Genomic DNA, 19320 nt, shown 5'->3' on the forward strand with positions numbered 1-19320 from the left:
AGCGGCCTTTTTTTACATGACAACGCTGACGCCAGCAAAAAACGTCAGTTCGGGCTGATACTCGCCTTTATGTGCCACCGTCCATTGCGGCTCGAGGAACGCGCTCACGACCTTTGCCCCCACGTTCCAGGCTCGCCCTCCGCCAAGCCCCACGGGAATGGCGTAGTCATTGGTCTCCATGTTCCAGGTCCAAATCCCCGATGTTCGCAGATACCAGCCTTCCGGCATTTTGAGGACCATGATCGGCTGAAACGTTCCGGTTTGGACGTCGTCGCGATCGCTGTCGCCCGCCACGCTCGTTTGCCACTGGACAAGCGTGCCCGCCATCCAGCCGGGCGTTGATTTGATGGCAATGGCCGAAAGGCCCGCCTGCCACTTGCCGGTGCCGGTTTCGTCGTGCGCAGCGGAGTTGGCGGTTAACAGGGGGCCGATACCCAGCTTAATGCCGTCCTGCTTGAGCAGAAAAATGTCAAACAGGTTGATATCACCGAGTCCCGTTGCGTAGCCGCCACCGGGCTGGGGTCGTGTGGCGAGCGGCACCGTCATGCGTAAAATCTGCGGTACCGGCACCAGCTCGTTCGCTGCAAAGGGCGTGGTCATACGGAAAAGAGTGTCGTTGGTATGATGGTCGCTGCCGTACAGTTCAGGCGTGTAGTAGTCCTGTAGCGCCACGGAGGTGGAAAGGTGCAGCGGATTTGTAGCCTTTTCTATCGCGTCATCGGTGGCGGCACCGCTTGATAGCGGTATAAGAAGCGCGACGAGGCCTGGTAAGAAATAGCGCATCGTCTTCTCCTTACCAGAGATACTGGAGTCTGAATGTCCAGGTAGCCACATCCGGCGATCCCTCACGCCGATCGACGGTATCGGTATACGCCACCATGCCGCCGAAATGCGGGCTAAGCATAAAGCCCACCGTTCCGCCAAGCAGAACGTTTTCCTGCTCATCGTCCTGAAGCACGCCATTTACGCGGGTTTCGCCGCCTTTGGCCCAGCTGCCGTCCAGTGAAAGCCAGAAGGCAGGGGAGAGAGAGTAGCTCCAGTGCCCTTCCAGTGCGTACAGCGGACGCTGTTCAAGCCTGCTGTTTTGCTGATACTCCTTGTTATCCGTATAAAAATTGACCCAGCTGTTTAGCTCGATCCAGCTGTGACCAACGGGTGTGCCGAACGCCAGTTCGGGCTTAAAGCCCCAGCGGTTAGCGCCAATATTAATGGTGTTATTACGGTCATAATCCCCGGTGGGCAGCGTGAGCCAGAACGCCGCGCTGAGGAAGGTCTCCGGCTTCCACTGACGGAACTGTTCTTCGCTAAGCGCGGGCGCGCCAAACAGGTTATGGGCGAAAATAACCTGCGTATCGCCGATATTTTCATGCTCCAGCGAGCCGGTGAAATAGCGGGAATTATCCAGCGAGGCGCTCACGCTGGCGTAAGGCTGAACGATCTGGATGGCTGAAATTCGCCCGTCAATGTCAAACGTGCGCGCGTAACGAAATATATAAACGTCCGCATCCACGCTAATGCCATCGACGGGCAGGGCACTGCTGATATCGGTATTGCTTCTAACGTTATTGTAATAGCCAAAAATAAGGTTTTTATCCTTCGGTAAATTTTTCCAGTCGCGCGCATTATCGGCCTTCGCAACCAGCGGCAATAAAATGAGGAGTAAACCACATAATAAAACAATCAGTGCGACAATCAGACTTTTACTGGAGCTTCGCATAACGCCTCCTTATTTATAAAAAACCTCCCGCGCAGTGAAGGCGGGAGGTGTCAGAGGTTAAGGGGTCACAATATTAAACATGGAAGGGAATACGTCGATCAGGGAAAGCAGTTGTTCACAGGCATCCGTGCTGCCCTTTAATTCAACCGTTTTATTACGCATAGCCTCATTTAGCGTGGTGGCTTTTGTGAGCAGATGCGAGAAATTGACGACGTCAGAGGTCAGGGTAAATGCCGGGTCGCTAAATAGCTTATTTTTGTGATAAACAATAACGCTATTATTTAACTCGATCCCATAGGTTGAACCCTCTGTAACCTGCCAGTTAAAGTGGAGGGTTTTATTGTTGGCTTTCGGTCCATTAAGCGCAACGCCCATATAATCCAGCAGCGCTTCAGGTTCAATGCGCGCCGTGAGTTCGCTGTCGAGCGTACTTGAGACCGGAATAGCCGGAACGCCATTACGCAACTCTTTCGCCCCTGAGAGATACTCATTGCGCCAGATAGCGTTTTCACTCTGGTAAGCAAGCTGGGTGAAGACGTCTGCCTGCAGCGCTTTGGCCTGCTTGTTATCCGGTTCGGCGAAAATGAGGTGATTCAGCAGCTGCGCGGCCCAGCGATATTCGCCGCTGGACATCGCCTGTTTAGCACCCTCAAAGACCTTTTTCGCGCCGCCCATCATATGGATATAGCGAGGGGCGGACTTCACATCGGGTAGGGGATGAAGTTTTGCCGGGTTGCTGTCATACCAGCCCATATAGTAAATGTACATGGCTTTGGCATTGTGGCTGAGTGAGCCGTAATAGCCGCGGTTCTTCCAGTTTTTTGCCAGCGAATCCGGCAGCGTCATGTTCTCGGCGACTTCCTCCATGTTGTAGCCCTTGTTGATGAGGTTAAGCGCCTGGTCATTGATGTATTTATACATATCGCGCTGAGCGGCGATGTACGATTTCACCCGGGCATTATTCCATACCGGCCACAGATGTTGACTGACGGCGATTTCCGCCCGATCGCCATATTTATCGAGCGCATAATTGAGCGATTTCCACCAGTTAACCGCGCTACGGGCCTTCGCGCCGCGCAGGGTATATAAGTTGTGCATCGTGGCGTTGAAGAGTTCTGAACCATTCAGAACCTTCATTTGCGGGAACCAGAGCATCATCTCTGACGGTGCCTCGGTACCGGGGGCTAAAACAAATTCCACCTCCACGCCGTCGATAGTGACCCGTTTACCCGATTCGTTAACAATATAGGTGGGAGGGATGAGCGAGTTACGCCCAATGGCGATGCTTTTACCGATGCCGTCGTCAACGTGCCCTTGTGGCCCCGGCTTCACCATCATGCCGTACATAAACAGCGCCCGACGGCTCATGGCGTTCCCGGCCAACAGATTCTCGCTGGAGGCCTCCTCCATAAAACCTTCCGGGGCGAAAATTTTTACTTTCCCCGCTTTGACGTCGGCTTCCGACACCACACCTGTCACACCGCCAAAGTGGTCAAGATGGCTATGAGAGTAAATAACCGCGACCACGGGCTTTTTCGGGCGATGCTGATAATAGAGTTCAAGCGCAGCCCGCGCTGAGTCCGGTACGACAAGCGGGTCGATAATAATAAGCCCGCTGTCGCCCTCGATAACGGTCATGTTGGACGCATCCAGCCCGCGAACCTGGTACATCCGATCGGTAACCTTAAACAACCCGGCAATATTCGTGAGCTGAGCGTGCCGCCACAGCGACGGGTTAACGGTGTCCGGGGCTTCGCCTTTTAAAAACGACCAGTTGTCGAGATTAATCACGGTCTTGCCCTGGTCGTTTTTAATTATTTGCGTGGACAGCGAGGCGATAAATCCCCGTTTTGCATCTTCTATATCCTGTTTATCGTTGAAGTTGAGCTGCTGATATACGGCGGCGTTCATCTCTTTCGTGTAGGCCGAAGCGGGTGGGGCGGTGTCTTCGGCATACAGGTAACCGCTCCCAATCAATCCAGCGACGAATAAAGCCATTTTTGTATATTTCATTTCTCATTTCCTTTTACGTGGAGATAACACCGCCAAGGATAAGAAATGCAAATATCGCTGAATGGAAATTATATCGCGTGAGTAGAATGGATTGTCTGACGGAAAAAGAAAAGAGGCTAAGGTATCACCGTGTTGAATATATTGCCGCAACGCAGGTGGGGCAGCAAATGTTGGCTTGGAATAATCAGCCTTGCAAAAATAAAATGTGATGGGCTTAGCGTAAAATATATTACCTGGATGAATGCCTAAAGTTTGCTGTTTTACAAAAGGCTACACAAAGAAATAATTTAAGCCGAAAAATATTAAAGCGTTGTGTTATTAATGCTAACGAACATCAACGCTCAGGTTGTTAATGCAAACGCTTTGCTACTAATGTGAAATGATAGTCATCGCTATTAAAGATATTTCGGCTGTATTCAAACAGACGCCCGTCCTGTAAAAAACCGCGGGAAATTTTTTCCAGAACCGGTTTATGCGGATCGATTCCGAGAAGCCTGACGGTCTCCGCGTCGGGGACGATCGGCACGATTTCCTGCTCGCTGCGATCGATCACCATCTTTTTGATCTGCTCGATATAGTGGTATTTGGAATTTTCCATCACCTCCCAGGTCAGATCGGCAAACAGCGCCAGCGGCATCCAGGTTTCTTCGAGATTCACCGGTTTATGTTTGATAAAGCGCACGCGTTTAACGTGCCAGACTTTCTCTTCAGGCATCAGATCCAGTTTTTGGGCCAGCCACGCATCAGCTTTTATCACCTCAAAAATTTTGACGTCGCTGTGAGTGGCAATGTTTCTGTCGGCCAGTTTCTCGTAAAAGCCTGTGAGCTGGTAGATATCGTAATTAACGCGCTCCTCTTTCACATACGAGCCGCTGCCCTGAATGCTTTCGATGATGTGCTCTTCGGTGAGGAGCTTCAGGGCCTGACGCACCGTCACACGGCTGACGTCAAAGGTCTGCTGGAGCGATGACTCCGTTGGTAGCGCATCGCCTGGCTTCAGCTCACCGCTGGCGATTTTTTCACGCAGCACGTCGGCTATCTGCCGGTACATCGGTTTACTGCCCATTCTGATTGATCCAATCAATACCTTTTCAATGAATTATGCCTTCAGGCAGAAAATTGTAAATAATACAATTTAAATACAAATTATTGGCGTTGGTGAAAGTGATCACATAAATGTATTGTCTTGTCTGCCACAATCGATCCTCAACAATGACAACATGAGTGTGAGGATCTTTATGGACCTGACGACCCTGACCCATCCCGAGGCGGTCTGCGTGCAAAAGCGCTTTGCCAGCCGTGATGAAGCCATACACCTGCTCACGGCGCAGCTGGTGGCGCTGGGCAAAATCGCTGATGCCGATGCTTTTCTTAAAGAAGTTTTCCATCGGGAATCGCTTGGCCCCACCGCCCTGGGCGAAGGGCTGGCGGTGCCCCACGGTAAATCAGCCGTCGTGAAAGAAGCAGCCTTCGCCGTGGCAACGCTGCGCGAACCGCTGGAGTGGGAAGGCGTGGACGGACCGGAAGAGGTTGAGCTGATTTTTCTTCTCGCCATTCCTCCTGCCGAAGCGGGGTCGACACATATTCAGGTACTGACGGAACTGACGTCTCGCCTGGCGGATGACGATCTCCGGGCGCGCGTGATGGCAGCCACCACGGCGGAAGATGTGTTTGCTGCCCTGGAAGCGACCCCTGAAGCGCAAGAGGCCGCCGTTGCGGTGAATGCCCCGACGATCGTTTGCGTTAGCGCCTGTCCGGCTGGAATTGCGCATACCTATATGGCTGCGGAATACCTGGAAAAAGCGGGACGCAGGCTGGGCGTCAACGTGGTGGTCGAAAAGCAGGGGGCGAACGGCATTGAGGGGCGCATCACTGCGCAGCAGTTGAAGGAGGCGAAAGCATGCATTTTTGCCGCAGACGTGGCGATCAAAGAGCGTGAGCGTTTTCAGGGGATCCCCGCGATTTCCGTCCCCGTTGCGGAGCCCCTGCGCCATGCTGAAGCGCTAATTGAGCGCGCGCTGGCGCTACGGCCTTCATCCGATGCGGGTCATGAGTACGTCGATACCGAAACGAAAACGGGCGTAAAAAGTGAGCTCAAACAGGCGCTCCTCAGCGGGATCTCCTTTGCGGTGCCGCTGATCGTCGCTGGCGGTACGGTGCTGGCTGTGTCGGTACTGCTGGCGCAAATCCTGGGCTTGCAGCACTTGTTCGACCAGGAAAACTCGTGGCTGTGGATGTACCGCAAGCTTGGCGGCGGCATGCTCGGAATTTTGATGGTTCCCGTTCTGGCCGCGTATACCGCTTACTCGCTGGCGGATAAACCCGCGCTGACACCGGGATTTGCTGCCGGTCTTGCTGCCAATATGATCGGCTCCGGTTTTCTGGGGGCTATCGTGGGCGGCCTGATCGCGGGTTACCTGATGCGCTGGGTGAAAAATCACATCCGCCTGAGTAGCCGCTATAACGGCTTTTTAACCTTTTATCTCTATCCGGTCATTGGCGTGCTGGGGGCGGGTAGCCTGATGCTGTTTGTGATCGGCGAACCGGTGGCCTGGCTTAATAACACGCTCACCGTCTGGCTTAATGGTCTGTCCGGTGCGAATGCGCTGCTCCTGGGGGCGATCCTCGGCTTTATGTGTTCATTTGATTTGGGCGGGCCGGTCAACAAAGCCTCTTACGCGTTTTGCCTGGGCGCGATGGCGAACGGCGTATACGGTCCCTATGCCATCTTTGCCTCCGTCAAAATGGTCTCGGCCTTTACCGTGACGGCGTCAACGATGCTGGCTCCGGGACTGTTTAAACCGTTTGAAATTGAAACCGGTAAATCAACGTGGCTGCTCGGACTCGCGGGCATTACCGAAGGGGCGATTCCGATGGCGATAGAAGATCCCCTTCGCGTCATTGGCTCCTTTGTGCTCGGCTCCATGGTAACCGGCGCGATTGTTGGGGCGATGGGGATCGGGCTGTCTACCCCGGGGGCGGGTATTTTCTCCCTCTTTTTACTTCACGACGCAGGGCTGACCGGTGTGGTTGCCGCAGCGGGCTGGTTTGGCGCGGCGGTGCTGGGGGCCGCTATCTCCACGTTTGTTCTGCTGCTCTGGCGACGCCAGGCGGTAAAAAAGGGCAAATACGTCACTGAAGACGCCATACGGTAAAAACTCACACACAGGAAACGAAGATGAAAGCTGTATCTCGCGTTCATATCACACCGCATATGCACTGGGACCGTGAGTGGTATTTCACCACCGAAGAGTCACGTATTCTTCTGGTCAATAATATGGAAGAGATCCTGACCCGCCTGGAGCAGGATGACGAGTATAAATATTACGTCCTTGATGGGCAGACGGCGGTGCTGGAGGATTATTTTGCCGTCGTGCCTGAAAACCGCGCGCGCGTGAAGGCCCTGGTCGAGCGCGGAAAACTGATTATCGGCCCCTGGTATACCCAGACTGATACCACCCTCGTCAGCGGCGAGTCGATCGTCCGCAACCTTATGTATGGCATTCGCGACTGTATGGCGTTCGGCGAGCCGATGAAAATCGGCTATCTGCCCGATTCATTTGGTATGTCCGGTCAGCTTCCGCATATTTATAACGGGTTTGGCATAACGCGGACCATGTTCTGGCGCGGCTGCTCGGAACGACACGGAACCGATAAAACGGAATTTCTCTGGCAGAGCCAGGACGGCAGCGAAGTGACGGCACAGGTACTGCCGCTGGGCTACGCGATTGGTAAGTACTTACCGGAGGACGAAGCGGGGCTGCGAAAGCGGCTCGACAGCTATCTCGAGGTGCTGGAAAGCGCCTCTGTCACCAAAGAGATTTTGCTGCCCAACGGTCACGATCAGATGCCGCTGCAGCAGAATATTTTTGCAGTAATGGACAAGCTGCGAGAAATCTATCCCCAGCGTCAGTTTGTGATGAGTCGGTTCGAAGAGGTATTTGACCACATCGATGCGCACCGCGATGAACTGGCGACGGTAAAAGGGGAGTTTATCGACGGGAAATACATGCGCGTTCACCGGACAATCGGCTCTACGCGCATGGACATCAAAATCGCCCATGCGCGTATTGAGAACAAAATTGTCAATATCCTAGAGCCGCTGGCGACCCTTGCCTGGACGCTGGGCTTCGATTACCACCATGGTCTGCTGGAGAAAATGTGGAAAGAGATCCTCAAAAACCACGCTCACGACAGCATCGGTTGCTGCTGCAGCGACAAAGTGCATCGTGAGATTGTCTCCCGCTTCGAACTGGCTGAAGACATGGCAGACAACCTGGTGCGTTTCTATATGCGCAAGATTGTCGACAACATGCCGCAAAGCGATGCCGATAAGCTGGTGATGTTCAACCTGATGCCCTGGCCGCGTGAAGAGGTGATGAACACCACCATCCGACTGCGTGCCAGCCAGTTCCGTCTGCGGGATGATAAAGGTAACGAGATCCCGTATTTCATTCGCAGCGCACGCGAACTCGACCCCGGTCTCATCGACCGACAGATTGTCCATTACGGCAATTACGAACCGTTTATGGAGTTTGATATTCAGCTCAGCCAGATACTGCCGTCGATGGGGTACCGTACGTTGTTTATCGAACCGAACGTGGCCGGGAAGCAGCGCCCAGAGGTGAAAAACACAGAATCCTTACTTGAAAATGCGTTCTGGCAGGTTGATTTCAATGAAGACGGCACGCTGCGCCTGCGTGACAAAGAAACCGGGCTGATTTATGACCGCGTGCTGGAAATCGAAGAGAGCTCGGATGATGGCGATGAGTACGACTACTCGCCTGCCCGGGAAGAGTGGAGGCTCACTTCAGCACAGGGCGAGCATCAGGTTGAGGTGACGCATGAAGGCTGGCAGAGCAGGGCGGTGATCCGTCATCGGATCGCTGTTCCGGCTAATCTGGCCGAACGCACGGCGCGTCAGAGGAACGGTTCTCTCAGCGCTGAGTGTGAAATCACGCTTAGCCACAACAGCAGACGCATTGATGTGGCGATTCGTCTGGACAATCAGGCGGACGACCACCGCGTTCGCGTGCTGATCCCAACGCCGTTTACAGCCCAGGAGGTGTTAGCGGATACGCAGTTTGGTACGGTCACGCGTGCTGCGCAGGATCCCGCCATGCAAAACTGGCAGGAGGAGGGCTGGAAAGAAGCGCCGGTTCCCGTCTGGAACTTACTCAATTACGCCGTCCTGCAGGAGAAACGAAACGGGCTGGCGCTGTTCACCGAGGGACTGCGCGAATTTGAAGTGGTGGGCGAGGATAAAAAAGCCTTTGCCGTAACCTTGTTGCGTGGCGTGGGGCTACTCGGCAAAGAAGATTTGCTGTTGCGTCCCGGCAGACCATCAGGGATCAAACTGCCCGTTCCTGACTCCCAGGTTCGGGGCGCGTTAAGCTGTCGCTTTAGTCTCTTCAGTTTCAGCGGTACGCCGGAAAATGCGGGTGTCGCGCAGCAGGCTAAATCGTGGTTAACGCCCGTACAGTGCTACAACAAAATTCCCTGGGATGCCATGAAACTGAATCGCGCACCGTTTACCACGCCGGAAAGTTACAGTTTGTTAGCGCTTTCGCCAACGGGATGTGTGCTCAGTGCTCTCAAAAAGGCGGAAGATCGTGATGAGCTTATTCTTCGTCTGTTTAACCCGTCAGCGTCCAGCGCATGTGATGCGACGTTATCTGTGAATCCGACGGTGAAACGGTGCTGCGAAACGGACATGAATGAACAGGTGTTAGCGCAGCATGAAGGCGAGGGCATTGCCGGGGTATTCAGGCCTGGACAGTCACGCACCTTTAGCGTGCTTGTCGGCTGAAAACAGTGATAAAAAGGCTGCAGCGTTAGCGGCCTTTTTTCATTGAATAGTCACACCCTGGTGTTAACTTATGGGGTGATAAAGGTAAATTAAATGTAATTTCTAAGGGTTGCAGAAAAGCAATGGAAAAATAATCTGGCTCGACTACGCTTTATTGTTGGTCGCGCTTGAAAAGGACAATTTCTCTCGCGTTAATAAAAATCACTTCTGTTTATATTTTTTCCTTCTTCGATAACCTATCACATCCTTGCGTGTACATATCGTTAACATGGTTTTTACCATTCTCACCGCGATTAAACATGATTAACATTGCTGCTGGTTTTTGATTTAAATCAATGTTTAATCCTTGGAAAAAGGCGTTGAAAAGCGCTAAATTGTTCCCGATCAAAATGGCCGAAAAGTGGTAATTTTGCTATAAATTGATCGCCGTCGAAAAACGTAAATGTGATTCAATAAAAACCTGTTTATTGTAAGGGTTTTGCAGCGTATTATATTTGCGGGATCAATTTGAGTTTTTTATTAACCTATTTGTAACCTGACGTCATCGTTTTTATCCTTCTTCAGGGTAATAACGACGACCAGGATGCGAATAATTTGTATTGGGGCATGCGTGTGGATCTCTTCTGACGGGGTTCACTCTCGGAGTCTTCATGCGATGAGCAAGGAGTCATAATGTTAGACGTAGTCGAACTGTCGCGCTTACAGTTTGCCTTGACCGCGATGTACCACTTCCTGTTTGTGCCGCTGACGCTCGGTATGGCGTTCCTGCTGGCCATTATGGAAACGGTTTACGTCCTCTCCGGCAAACAGATTTATAAAGATATGACCAAGTTCTGGGGCAAGTTGTTTGGTATCAACTTCGCACTGGGCGTGGCCACCGGTCTGACCATGGAGTTCCAGTTCGGGACTAACTGGTCATATTATTCCCACTATGTAGGGGACATCTTCGGTGCGCCTCTGGCCATTGAAGGTCTGATGGCCTTCTTCCTCGAATCCACCTTTGTAGGTCTGTTCTTCTTCGGCTGGGACCGTCTGGGTAAAGTTCAGCATATGGCCGTCACCTGGCTGGTGGCATTAGGTTCGAACCTGTCCGCGCTGTGGATCCTGGTGGCGAACGGCTGGATGCAGAACCCCATCGCGTCTGATTTCAACTTCGAGACCATGCGTATGGAGATGGTCAGCTTTGCCGAGCTGGTCCTGAACCCGGTTGCACAGGTGAAATTCGTTCACACCGTGGCTTCTGGTTACGTGTGCGGCGCGATGTTCATTCTGGGCATCAGCTCTTACTACATGCTGCGCGGTCGTGACTTCGCCTTTGCTAAGCGCTCCTTTGCTATCGCTGCAAGCTTCGGTATGGCTGCCATCCTCTCTGTTATCGTTCTGGGTGATGAATCCGGTTACGAAATGGGTGACGTGCAGAAAACCAAACTGGCTGCAATCGAAGCTGAATGGGAAACTCAACCCGCGCCTGCTGCCTTTACGCTGTTCGGTATTCCCGATCAGGACGCGCAGGAAAACCGCTTCGCGATTCAGATCCCTTACGCGCTGGGTATCATCGCCACCCGTTCTGTTGATAAGCAGGTCACTGGTCTGAAAGAGCTGATGGTTCAGCACGAAGAGCGTATCCGTAACGGTATGAAAGCCTACTCGCTGCTGGAACAGCTGCGTGCCGGTTCGACCGATCAGGCGGTACGTGACCAGTTCAACGACGTGAAGAAAGATCTGGGTTACGGTCTACTGCTGAAACGCTATACCCCGAACGTTTCTGATGCGACGGAAGCGCAGATCCAGATGGCGACCAAAGACTCCATTCCGCGTGTTGCGCCACTGTACTTCGCATTCCGTATCATGGTGGGCTGCGGCATCATCATGCTGCTGATCATTGCGGCTTCCTTCTGGTCCGTCATTCGTAACCGCATCGGCGAGAAAAAATGGCTGCTGCGCACGGCGCTGTACGGTATTCCACTGCCGTGGATCGCTATCGAATCCGGCTGGTTTGTTGCGGAGTATGGCCGTCAGCCATGGGCCATTGGTGAGGTACTGCCAACGGCGGTAGCGAACTCTTCCCTGACTGCAGGCGACCTGATCTTCTCCATGCTGCTGATTTGCGGTCTGTACACCCTGTTCCTGGTGGCTGAACTGTTCCTGATGTTCAAGTTCGCGCGCCTTGGCCCAAGCAGCCTGAAAACCGGTCGCTATCACTACGAGCAGTCCACTGCGACTACTCAGCCGGCACGCTAAGACAGGAGTCATCAAATGATCGATTATGAAGTATTGCGTTTTATCTGGTGGCTGCTGATTGGCGTTCTGCTGATCGGTTTCGCTGTCACCGATGGTTTCGACATGGGGGTGGGGATGCTCACTCGTTTCCTCGGTCGTAATGACACCGAGCGTCGAATCATGATCAACTCCATCGCCCCGCACTGGGACGGTAACCAGGTGTGGCTGATCACCGCAGGCGGCGCGCTGTTTGCTGCCTGGCCGATGGTCTACGCGGCTGCGTTCTCCGGCTTCTATGTGGCGATGATTCTGGTGCTGGCCTCTTTATTCTTCCGTCCGGTCGGTTTCGACTACCGTTCCAAGATTGAAGACACCCGCTGGCGCAACATGTGGGACTGGGGCATCTTCATTGGTAGCTTCGTTCCACCGCTAGTGATCGGCGTGGCGTTCGGTAACCTGTTGCAGGGTGTACCGTTCCACCTGGACGAATACATGCGTCTTTACTACACCGGTAACTTCTTCCAGTTGCTGAATCCATTTGGTCTGCTGGCGGGTGTGGTGAGCGTAGCGATGATCATCACGCAGGGCGCAACATACCTGCAGATGCGTACTGTGGGTGAACTGCACCTGCGTTCCCGTGCGACGGCTCAGGTTGCTGCACTGGTGACGCTGGTTTGCTTCGCACTGGCAGGCGTATGGGTGGTGTACGGTATTGATGGTTATGTCGTGACGTCTGCGATCAACCATACGGCACCGTCTAACCCGCTGACCAAAGAAGTGACGCGTCAGGCTGGCGCATGGCTGGTGAACTTTAATAACATGCCTGCGCTGTGGGCGATCCCGGCTCTGGGGGTACTGCTGCCGCTGCTGACCATGCTGACGTCTCGTCTGGAGAAAGGCGCGCTGGCGTTCCTGTTCTCCTCGCTGACCCTGGCGTGCATCATCCTGACGGCGGGTATTGCCATGTTCCCATTCGTCATGCCATCCAGCACCATGCTGAATGCTAGCCTGACCATGTGGGATGCAACCTCCAGCCATATGACGCTGAACTTAATGACTTACGTTGCTTGCGTGTTCGTTCCGATTGTTCTGGCTTACACCATCTGGTGTTACTGGAAAATGTTCGGTCGTATCACCAAAGAACATATCGAAAGCAACACCCACTCTATGTACTAAGTAAGGAGCTGAATATGTGGTATTTCGCATGGATTTTAGGGACGCTTCTTGCCTGTGCTTTTGGTGTCATCACCGCCCTGGCGCTTGAGCATGTTGAAGCGACGAAAGCGGGTGAAGAAAAACACTGATGAATATTATCGCGACGCTTTACGCGGTAATGGATAAGCGCCCGTTACGGGCGCTTTCTTTAGTGATGGCATTACTGCTGGCAGGCTGCATCTTCTGGGACCCGTCGCGTTTCGCGGCAAAAACCAGCGAACTGGAAATCTGGCATGGCTTCCTCATTATGTGGGCAGTGTGTGCTGGGGTGATCCACGGCGTGGGCTTTCGTCCGAAAGCGGTACACTGGCAGGGCATTTTCTGCCCGCTGATTGCCGATCTGGTTCTCCTCGCCGGTTTGATTTTCTTCTTCTTCTGAATAAGAAATGTCCTATAACGATATGGGCTTACCCGAGCCCATAAAAATTTACTCTCCGTTTACTTTCTCCCATTCCAAACCATCTTTCCCGCGCGTATAGTAGCGAAGTTTGAAAGCTCCAACTTTTCTTGTATTACTGGGATGTAAAGTGAATACAACGCTGTTTCGATGGCCGGTTCGTGTCTATTACGAAGATACCGATGCCGGTGGTGTGGTTTACCACGCCAGCTACGTTGCTTTTTATGAACGGGCACGCACAGAGATGCTGCGCCATCATCACTTTAGTCAACAGGTGCTGTTGGCTGAGCGAGTTGCCTTCGTGGTACGCAAGATGACGCTTGAGTATTTTGCGCCTGCCAGACTCGACGACATGCTCGAAGTCCAAACTGAAATTACATCAATGCGCGGGACCTCACTGGTTTTCACGCAGCGGATAGTCAACGCAGAGAACACCGTACTGAACTCAGCTGAAGTACTGATTGTTTGTGTTGATCCAACCATAATGAAGCCTCGTGCGCTTCCTAAGTCTATTGTCGCGGAGTTTAAGCAGTGACTGACATGAATATCCTTGATTTGTTCCTGAAGGCAAGCCTTCTGGTTAAACTTATCATGTTGATTTTGATTGGTTTTTCAATCGCATCCTGGGCCATCATCATCCAGAGAACGCGTATCCTCAATGCTGCTGGCCGTGAAGCGGAAGCGTTTGAAGATAAGTTCTGGTCGGGTATTGAGCTTTCTCGCCTGTATCAGGAGAGCCAGGGGCGCCGTGAAAACCTGACCGGCTCCGAACAAATTTTCTATAGCGGCTTCAAAGAGTTTGCTCGCCTGCATCGCGCAAATAACCATGCGCCGGAAGCGGTTGTGGAAGGCGCTTCTCGTGCGATGCGTATCTCCATGAACCGTGAGCTGGAAAATCTTGAAACGCACATTCCTTTCCTCGGTACTGTCGGCTCCATCAGCCCGTATATCGGCCTGTTTGGTACAGTATGGGGGATCATGCACGCCTTTATCGCGCTGGGTGCGGTGAAGCAGGCGACGTTGCAGATGGTTGCACCGGGTATCGCTGAAGCACTGATTGCGACCGCTATCGGTCTGTTTGCGGCAATCCCGGCGGTAATGGCTTACAACCGCCTGAACCAGCGCGTGAACAAACTGGAACTGAACTACGACAACTTTATGGAAGAGTTCACTGCGATTCTGCACCGTCAGGCGTTTACCAGCACCGAGAGCAACAAGGGGTAAACCATGGCCAGATCGCGTGGACGAGGTCGTCGCGAGCTCAAGTCCGAAATCAATATCGTTCCACTGCTGGACGTCCTGTTGGTACTGCTGCTGATCTTCATGGCAACAGCGCCAATCATAACCCAGAGCGTGGAGGTGGATCTGCCGGATGCGTCAGAATCACAGGCGGTGAGCACCAATGACGATCCTCCGGTCATCATTGAAGTTTCCGGCGTAGGGCAGTACAGCGTGGTGGTAGAAAAAGATCGTATGGATCAGCTTCCACCGGAGCAGGTGATAGCTGAGGCGCAGCGTCGCCTGGAGTCAAATCCGAAAACGGTCTTCTTAATCGGTGGCGCGAAAGACGTACCCTACGATGAAATTATTAAAGCGCTGAACTTGCTACATAGTGCGGGTGTTAAGTCAGTTGGCTTAATGACTCAACCTATTTGATCATCCGCGTAGTTTTTGGGAACCGATAGTGTCAAAGGCAACCGAACAGAACGACAAGCTTAAGCGAGCGATAATCGTCTCCGCAGTACTGCACGTGATTCTTTTTGCAGCGCTGATCTGGAGTTCGTTCGATGAGCATATTGATGCATCAGGCGGCGGTGGAGGGTCTTCCATCGATGCCGTTATGGTGGATCCCGGTGCGGTAGTGCAAAACTATAATCGCCAACAGCAGCAGAAGGCGAGTGCAAAACGGGCTGAAGAACAGCGTGAAAAACAGGCGCAACAGCAAGCGGAAGAGCTGCGTGAAAAGCAGGCCGCGGAGCAGGAACGTCTGAAGCAGCTTGAGAAAGAACGTTTGCAGGCGCAGGAAGCGGCGAAAGAGCAGGCGGAACAGCAAAAGCAAGCTGAAGAGGCCGCGAAAAAAGCGCAGGAGCAGCAAAAGCAGGCGGAAGAAGCGGCCGCTAAAGCCGCAGCGGATGCCAAAGCGAAGGCTGATGCCCAGGCAAAATTAGCGGCTGAAGCAGCGAAGAAAGCGGCTGCCGATGCCCAGAAAAAAGCTGAAGCCGAAGCCGCGAAGAAAGCCGCTGCTGATGCTCAGAAGAAAGCCGAAGCCGAAGCGGCGAAGAAAGCGGCTGCTGACGCTCAGAAGAAAGCTGAAGCCGAAGCGGCGAAGAAAGCCGCTCAGGAAGCAGAGAAGAAAGCAGCGGCTGACGCTGCGAAGAAAGCGGCTGCTGCCGAGAAGGCCGCGGCTGAAAAAGCGGCTGCGGCTGAAAAAGCTGCTGCTGATAAAAAAGCGGCTGCCGAAAAGAAAGCTGCGGCTGAAAAAGCCGCTGCCAAAAAGGCCGCTGCAGATAAAGCGGCTGCGGCTGCCGGCGTCGACGATTTGCTGGGCGACCTGAGTTCAGGTAAGAACGCACCAAAAGCGGGTGGCGGGGCGAAAGGGAACGGTCAGCCGTCTAAAGACAGCGGGACCTCCGGCGCCAACGGCGGGGCAACGGGTGCAGATATCAGCGCTTATGCGAAGCAGATTCAGGTGGCGATCCAAAGCCGTCTGTTTGATGCGGGCCTGTATCAGGGCAAACAGTGCGTGCTGCATATCAATCTTGCCCCAGATGGACGGTTGAAAAGCGTCACTTCTGAAGGGGGCGATCCTGCGCTTTGTCAGGCAGCGTTAGCCGCAGCAAGATCGGCGAACATTCCTAAACCGCCGAGTGAGGCTGTTTACGATAAGATAAAAGATGCCAAACTAGACTTTAAGCTGTGATCGTCTTTCCTTTGGGAAGTATAGAAAACCGACTATTGTCATAGCCAGGATCGTGTAGTTTTGTCTATTTGAGTTTGTTAACATTCTGCTAAATTATCGTGGGTAAGGTTACCCGGATAAGGGAGATATGATGAAGCAGGCATTACGTGTAGCATTTAGTTTTTTAATGCTGTGGGCAGCTGTGCTGCACGCAGAAGTACGTATCGAGATCACCCAGGGGGTGGACTCGGCACGCCCAATCGGTGTTGTTCCGTTCCAGTGGGCCGGTCCTGGCGCTGCACCTGAAGATGCCGGTGGCATCGTGGCGGCTGACCTGCGTAACAGCGGTAAATTCAACCCGTTAGATCGTTCTCGTCTGCCTCAGCAGCCGGGCAGCGCACAGGAAGTACAGCCTGCTGCATGGTCTGCGCTGGGTATTGATGCGGTCGTTGTGGGTCAGGTTACCCCTAACCCGGACGGCTCTTACAACGTGGCCTGGCAGCTGGTAGATACCGGCGGTGCACCGGGTACCGTTCTGGCACAGAACTCTTACAAGGTCACTAAACAGTACCTGCGCTACGCGGCTCACGCGGCCAGCGATGCGGTATTCGAAAAACTGACCGGCATTAAAGGTGCGTTCCGTACCCGTATTGCTTATGTGGTGCAGACCAACGGCGGTCAGTTCCCGTATGAGCTGCGCGTCTCTGACTACGACGGCTACAACCAGTTCCTGGTGAAACGTTCTTCCCAGCCGCTGATGTCTCCAGCCTGGTCTCCGGACGGTTCTAAACTGGCATACGTGACTTTCGAGAGCGGTCGTTCTGCGCTGGTTATCCAGACGCTGGCTAACGGTGCTGTGCGTCAGGTAGCGTCGTTCCCACGTCACAACGGTGCGCCTTCCTTCTCTCCGGACGGCTCTAAACTGGCCTTTGCGCTGTCTAAAACCGGTAGCCTGAACCTGTATGTGATGGATATTGGCTCTGGCCAGATCCGCCAGGTGACCGATGGTCGCAGCAACAACACCGAACCTTCATGGTTCCCGGACAGTCAAAACCTGGCGTTTACCTCTGACCAGGCTGGCCGTCCACAAATCTATAAAGTAAACATCAACGGCGGTGCTCCGCAGCGTATTACCTGGGAAGGTTCGCAGAACCAGAACGCAGACGTGAGCAGCGACGGTAAATTCATGGTAATGGTCAGCTCCAACGGTGGGCAGCAGCACATTGCCAAACAAGATCTGGTAGCGGGTGGCGTTCAAGTTCTGTCGTCAACGTTCCTGGATGAAACGCCAAGTCTGGCACCTAACGGCACTATGGTAATCTACAGCTCTTCTCAGGGGATGGGATCTGTGCTGAATCTGGTTTCTACAGATGGGCGTTTCAAAGCGCGTATTCCGGCCACTGATGGACAGGTAAAATCACCTGCCTGGTCGCCGTATCTGTAAATAATAATTAATTGATTACTAAAGGAATCATAGAAATGCAACTGAACAAAGTGCTGAAGGGGCTGATGATCGCTCTGCCTGTAATGGCAATCGCAGCGTGTTCTTCTAACAAGAACGCAAGCAATGACCAGAGCGGCGAAGGCATGATGGGTGCCGGTACCGGTATGGACGCGAACGGCAATGGCAACATGTCTTCTGAAGAGCAGGCGCGTCTTCAGATGCAGCAGCTGCAGCAGAACAACATCGTTTACTTCGATCTGGATAAATACGACATCCGTTCTGACTTCGCTGCGATGCTGGATGCTCACGCTAACTTCCTGCGTAGCAACCCATCTTACAAAGTCACCGTAGAAGGTCACGCGGACGAACGTGGTACCCCAGAGTACAACATCTCCCTGGGTGAACGTCGTGCTAACGCTGTTAAAATGTACCTGCAGGGTAAAGGCGTTTCTGCTGATCAGATCTCCATCGTTTCTTACGGTAAAGAAAAACCTGCAGTACTGGGTCACGACGAAGCGGCTTACTCCAAAAACCGTCGTGCCGTACTGGTTTACTAAGAGAATGGCATGAGCAGTAACTTCAGACATCATCTGTTGAGTCTGTCGTTACTGGTTGGAATAGCGGCCCCCTGGGCCGCTTTTGCTCAGGCACCAATCAGTAGTGTCGGCTCAGGCTCGGTAGAAGACCGGGTCACTCAACTCGAGCGTATTTCTAACGCTCACAGTCAGCTTTTAACCCAACTCCAGCAACAACTTTCCGATAACCAAAACGATATTGACTCACTCCGCGGTCAGATTCAGGAAAGTCAGTATCAGCTTAACCAAGTTGTGGAACGTCAGAAGCAAATCTTGTTGCAGATAGATAGCCTGAGCAGCGGTGGTGGTGCAGCAGCACAACCCGCAGCAGGCGATCAGAGCGGAGCGGCGACATCCGCGCCCGCGCCGTCTGCGGATGCTTCCGCTTCCACAGGCGCGCCTGTACAGAGCGGTGACGCGAATACGGATTACAATGCGGCCATTGCCCTCGTGCAGGATCAATCTCGTCAGGACGACGCGATTGCTGCGTTTCAGAACTTTGTTAAGAAATACCCTGATTCAACCTACCAGCCAAATGCCAATTACTGGCTTGGTCAGTTGAATTACAACAAGGGTAAAAAGGATGATGCGGCGTTTTATTTTGCCTCCGTGGTGAAAAATTACCCAAAATCGCCGAAAGCGCCAGATGCGATGTATAAGGTTGGCGTGATCATGCAGGACAAAGGTGACACTGCGAAAGCCAAAGCGGTTTATCAGCAGGTGGTCGCCAAATTCCCTGGTACCGAAGGTGCCAAACAGGCGCAAAAACGTCTGAATTCGATGGGGTGATTATCGCATGACCAGAAATCGCGTTATTTCTGGTCGTGCAGCATGATTCGTAAGCAGTTAAGTGATCTTCATCGAAATTTTTGTTGCGCAGAATTCTTAAATCAGTAATATATGCCGCCGTTGCCACGGGATATCAAACAACGTGAAAACAGCGTAAAAGTGGGTCGTTAGCTCAGTTGGTAGAGCAGTTGACTTTTAATCAATTGGTCGCAGGTTCGAATCCTGCACGACCCACCACTTAA

At 53.0% G+C, this 19320-nt stretch carries 17 protein-coding genes and 1 tRNA gene; 14 read left to right on the forward strand and 4 right to left on the reverse strand.

The window, feature by feature from the left end:
• Positions 1-12: 12 nt before the first annotated feature.
• The 4 genes from L383_RS21675 to L383_RS21660 all read right to left on the reverse strand — a co-directional run bounded on the left by L383_RS21675 (position 13) and on the right by L383_RS21660 (position 4796).
• On the reverse strand, positions 13-783 hold the full coding sequence (locus L383_RS21675) for a hypothetical protein (protein ID WP_023332419.1): 771 nt from the start codon (positions 781-783) through the stop codon (positions 13-15).
• A 10-nt stretch (positions 784-793) separates the two neighbouring features.
• A complete protein-coding gene (locus tag L383_RS21670; RefSeq protein ID WP_023332420.1) occupies positions 794-1717 on the reverse strand; it encodes a transporter in 924 nt (307 codons plus the stop codon).
• A gap of 57 nt (positions 1718-1774) precedes the next feature.
• Positions 1775-3730 (reverse strand): alkyl/aryl-sulfatase, encoded by a 1956-nt coding sequence (locus L383_RS21665; protein ID WP_023332421.1) that lies wholly within the window; start codon positions 3728-3730, stop codon positions 1775-1777.
• Between the two features lie 349 nt (positions 3731-4079).
• Positions 4080-4796 carry a GntR family transcriptional regulator gene (locus L383_RS21660; RefSeq protein ID WP_023332422.1) on the reverse strand — a complete coding sequence of 239 codons (717 nt, stop codon included), beginning with the start codon at positions 4794-4796 and terminating at the stop codon, positions 4080-4082.
• Positions 4797-4968: 172 nt separating this feature from the next.
• On the opposite strand from L383_RS21660, the gene mngA reads away from it, so the two are divergent.
• The 14 genes from mngA to L383_RS21590 all read left to right on the forward strand — a co-directional run bounded on the left by mngA (position 4969) and on the right by L383_RS21590 (position 19315).
• On the forward strand, positions 4969-6885 hold the full coding sequence (gene mngA / locus L383_RS21655) for a PTS 2-O-a-mannosyl-D-glycerate transporter subunit IIABC (protein WP_023332423.1): 1917 nt from the start codon (positions 4969-4971) through the stop codon (positions 6883-6885).
• 23 nt (positions 6886-6908) lie between these two features.
• Complete coding sequence (gene mngB / locus L383_RS21650; protein ID WP_023332424.1) at positions 6909-9539, forward strand: mannosylglycerate hydrolase; 2631 nt, start codon at positions 6909-6911, stop codon at positions 9537-9539.
• A gap of 672 nt (positions 9540-10211) precedes the next feature.
• On the forward strand, positions 10212-11780 hold the full coding sequence (gene cydA, locus L383_RS21645; RefSeq protein WP_014883043.1) for a cytochrome ubiquinol oxidase subunit I: 1569 nt from the start codon (positions 10212-10214) through the stop codon (positions 11778-11780).
• Between the two features lie 15 nt (positions 11781-11795).
• Positions 11796-12935 (forward strand): cytochrome d ubiquinol oxidase subunit II, encoded by a 1140-nt coding sequence (gene cydB / locus L383_RS21640; protein WP_023332425.1) that lies wholly within the window; start codon positions 11796-11798, stop codon positions 12933-12935.
• Between the two features lie 14 nt (positions 12936-12949).
• Positions 12950-13063: a cytochrome bd-I oxidase subunit CydX gene (cydX, locus tag L383_RS21635; RefSeq protein ID WP_003858598.1), complete on the forward strand. Its 114-nt coding sequence runs from the start codon at positions 12950-12952 to the stop codon at positions 13061-13063.
• On the forward strand, positions 13063-13353 hold the full coding sequence (gene ybgE / locus L383_RS21630; RefSeq protein WP_010428735.1) for a cyd operon protein YbgE: 291 nt from the start codon (positions 13063-13065) through the stop codon (positions 13351-13353). The genes cydX and ybgE overlap by 1 nt, the downstream gene beginning before the upstream one ends.
• Positions 13354-13501: 148 nt before the next feature.
• Positions 13502-13906: a tol-pal system-associated acyl-CoA thioesterase gene (gene ybgC, locus L383_RS21625; protein WP_003858593.1), complete on the forward strand. Its 405-nt coding sequence runs from the start codon at positions 13502-13504 to the stop codon at positions 13904-13906.
• Complete coding sequence (tolQ, locus tag L383_RS21620) at positions 13903-14595, forward strand: Tol-Pal system protein TolQ (protein WP_008501101.1); 693 nt, start codon at positions 13903-13905, stop codon at positions 14593-14595. Before ybgC ends, tolQ begins: the two co-directional genes overlap by 4 nt.
• A gap of 3 nt (positions 14596-14598) precedes the next feature.
• A complete protein-coding gene (gene tolR, locus L383_RS21615; RefSeq protein WP_023332426.1) occupies positions 14599-15027 on the forward strand; it encodes a colicin uptake protein TolR in 429 nt (142 codons plus the stop codon).
• A 28-nt stretch (positions 15028-15055) separates the two neighbouring features.
• On the forward strand, positions 15056-16291 hold the full coding sequence (gene tolA, locus L383_RS21610) for a cell envelope integrity protein TolA (protein WP_023332427.1): 1236 nt from the start codon (positions 15056-15058) through the stop codon (positions 16289-16291).
• 130 nt (positions 16292-16421) lie between these two features.
• Positions 16422-17714 (forward strand): Tol-Pal system beta propeller repeat protein TolB, encoded by a 1293-nt coding sequence (tolB, locus tag L383_RS21605; protein ID WP_013097529.1) that lies wholly within the window; start codon positions 16422-16424, stop codon positions 17712-17714.
• 35 nt (positions 17715-17749) lie between these two features.
• Positions 17750-18271 (forward strand): peptidoglycan-associated lipoprotein Pal, encoded by a 522-nt coding sequence (pal, locus tag L383_RS21600; protein WP_003858578.1) that lies wholly within the window; start codon positions 17750-17752, stop codon positions 18269-18271.
• A gap of 9 nt (positions 18272-18280) precedes the next feature.
• Positions 18281-19078: a cell division protein CpoB gene (cpoB, locus tag L383_RS21595; RefSeq protein ID WP_023332428.1), complete on the forward strand. Its 798-nt coding sequence runs from the start codon at positions 18281-18283 to the stop codon at positions 19076-19078.
• Between the two features lie 161 nt (positions 19079-19239).
• Positions 19240-19315, forward strand: a tRNA-Lys gene (locus L383_RS21590).
• The last annotated feature ends 5 nt before the right edge of the window (positions 19316-19320 follow it).

Origin of the sequence: Enterobacter sp. MGH 37, assembly GCF_000534515.1 — a bacterium.
In the GTDB taxonomy this organism is placed as follows: domain Bacteria; phylum Pseudomonadota; class Gammaproteobacteria; order Enterobacterales; family Enterobacteriaceae; genus Enterobacter; species Enterobacter kobei.

Bases quoted from the DNA above. Each gene is read 5' to 3' on its own strand.
- L383_RS21675 (WP_023332419.1), bottom strand. From the start codon at position 783: ATGCGCTATTTCTTACCAGGCCTCGTCGCGCTTCTTATACCGCTATCA.
- L383_RS21670 (WP_023332420.1), bottom strand. From the start codon at position 1,717: ATGCGAAGCTCCAGTAAAAGTCTGATTGTCGCACTGATTGTTTTATTA.
- L383_RS21665 (WP_023332421.1), bottom strand. From the start codon at position 3,730: ATGAAATATACAAAAATGGCTTTATTCGTCGCTGGATTGATTGGGAGC.
- L383_RS21660 (WP_023332422.1), bottom strand. From the start codon at position 4,796: ATGGGCAGTAAACCGATGTACCGGCAGATAGCCGACGTGCTGCGTGAA.
- mngA (WP_023332423.1), top strand. From the start codon at position 4,969: ATGGACCTGACGACCCTGACCCATCCCGAGGCGGTCTGCGTGCAAAAG.
- mngB (WP_023332424.1), top strand. From the start codon at position 6,909: ATGAAAGCTGTATCTCGCGTTCATATCACACCGCATATGCACTGGGAC.
- cydA (WP_014883043.1), top strand. From the start codon at position 10,212: ATGTTAGACGTAGTCGAACTGTCGCGCTTACAGTTTGCCTTGACCGCG.
- cydB (WP_023332425.1), top strand. From the start codon at position 11,796: ATGATCGATTATGAAGTATTGCGTTTTATCTGGTGGCTGCTGATTGGC.
- cydX (WP_003858598.1), top strand. From the start codon at position 12,950: ATGTGGTATTTCGCATGGATTTTAGGGACGCTTCTTGCCTGTGCTTTT.
- ybgE (WP_010428735.1), top strand. From the start codon at position 13,063: ATGAATATTATCGCGACGCTTTACGCGGTAATGGATAAGCGCCCGTTA.
- tolR (WP_023332426.1), top strand. From the start codon at position 14,599: ATGGCCAGATCGCGTGGACGAGGTCGTCGCGAGCTCAAGTCCGAAATC.
- tolB (WP_013097529.1), top strand. From the start codon at position 16,422: ATGAAGCAGGCATTACGTGTAGCATTTAGTTTTTTAATGCTGTGGGCA.
- pal (WP_003858578.1), top strand. From the start codon at position 17,750: ATGCAACTGAACAAAGTGCTGAAGGGGCTGATGATCGCTCTGCCTGTA.
- cpoB (WP_023332428.1), top strand. From the start codon at position 18,281: ATGAGCAGTAACTTCAGACATCATCTGTTGAGTCTGTCGTTACTGGTT.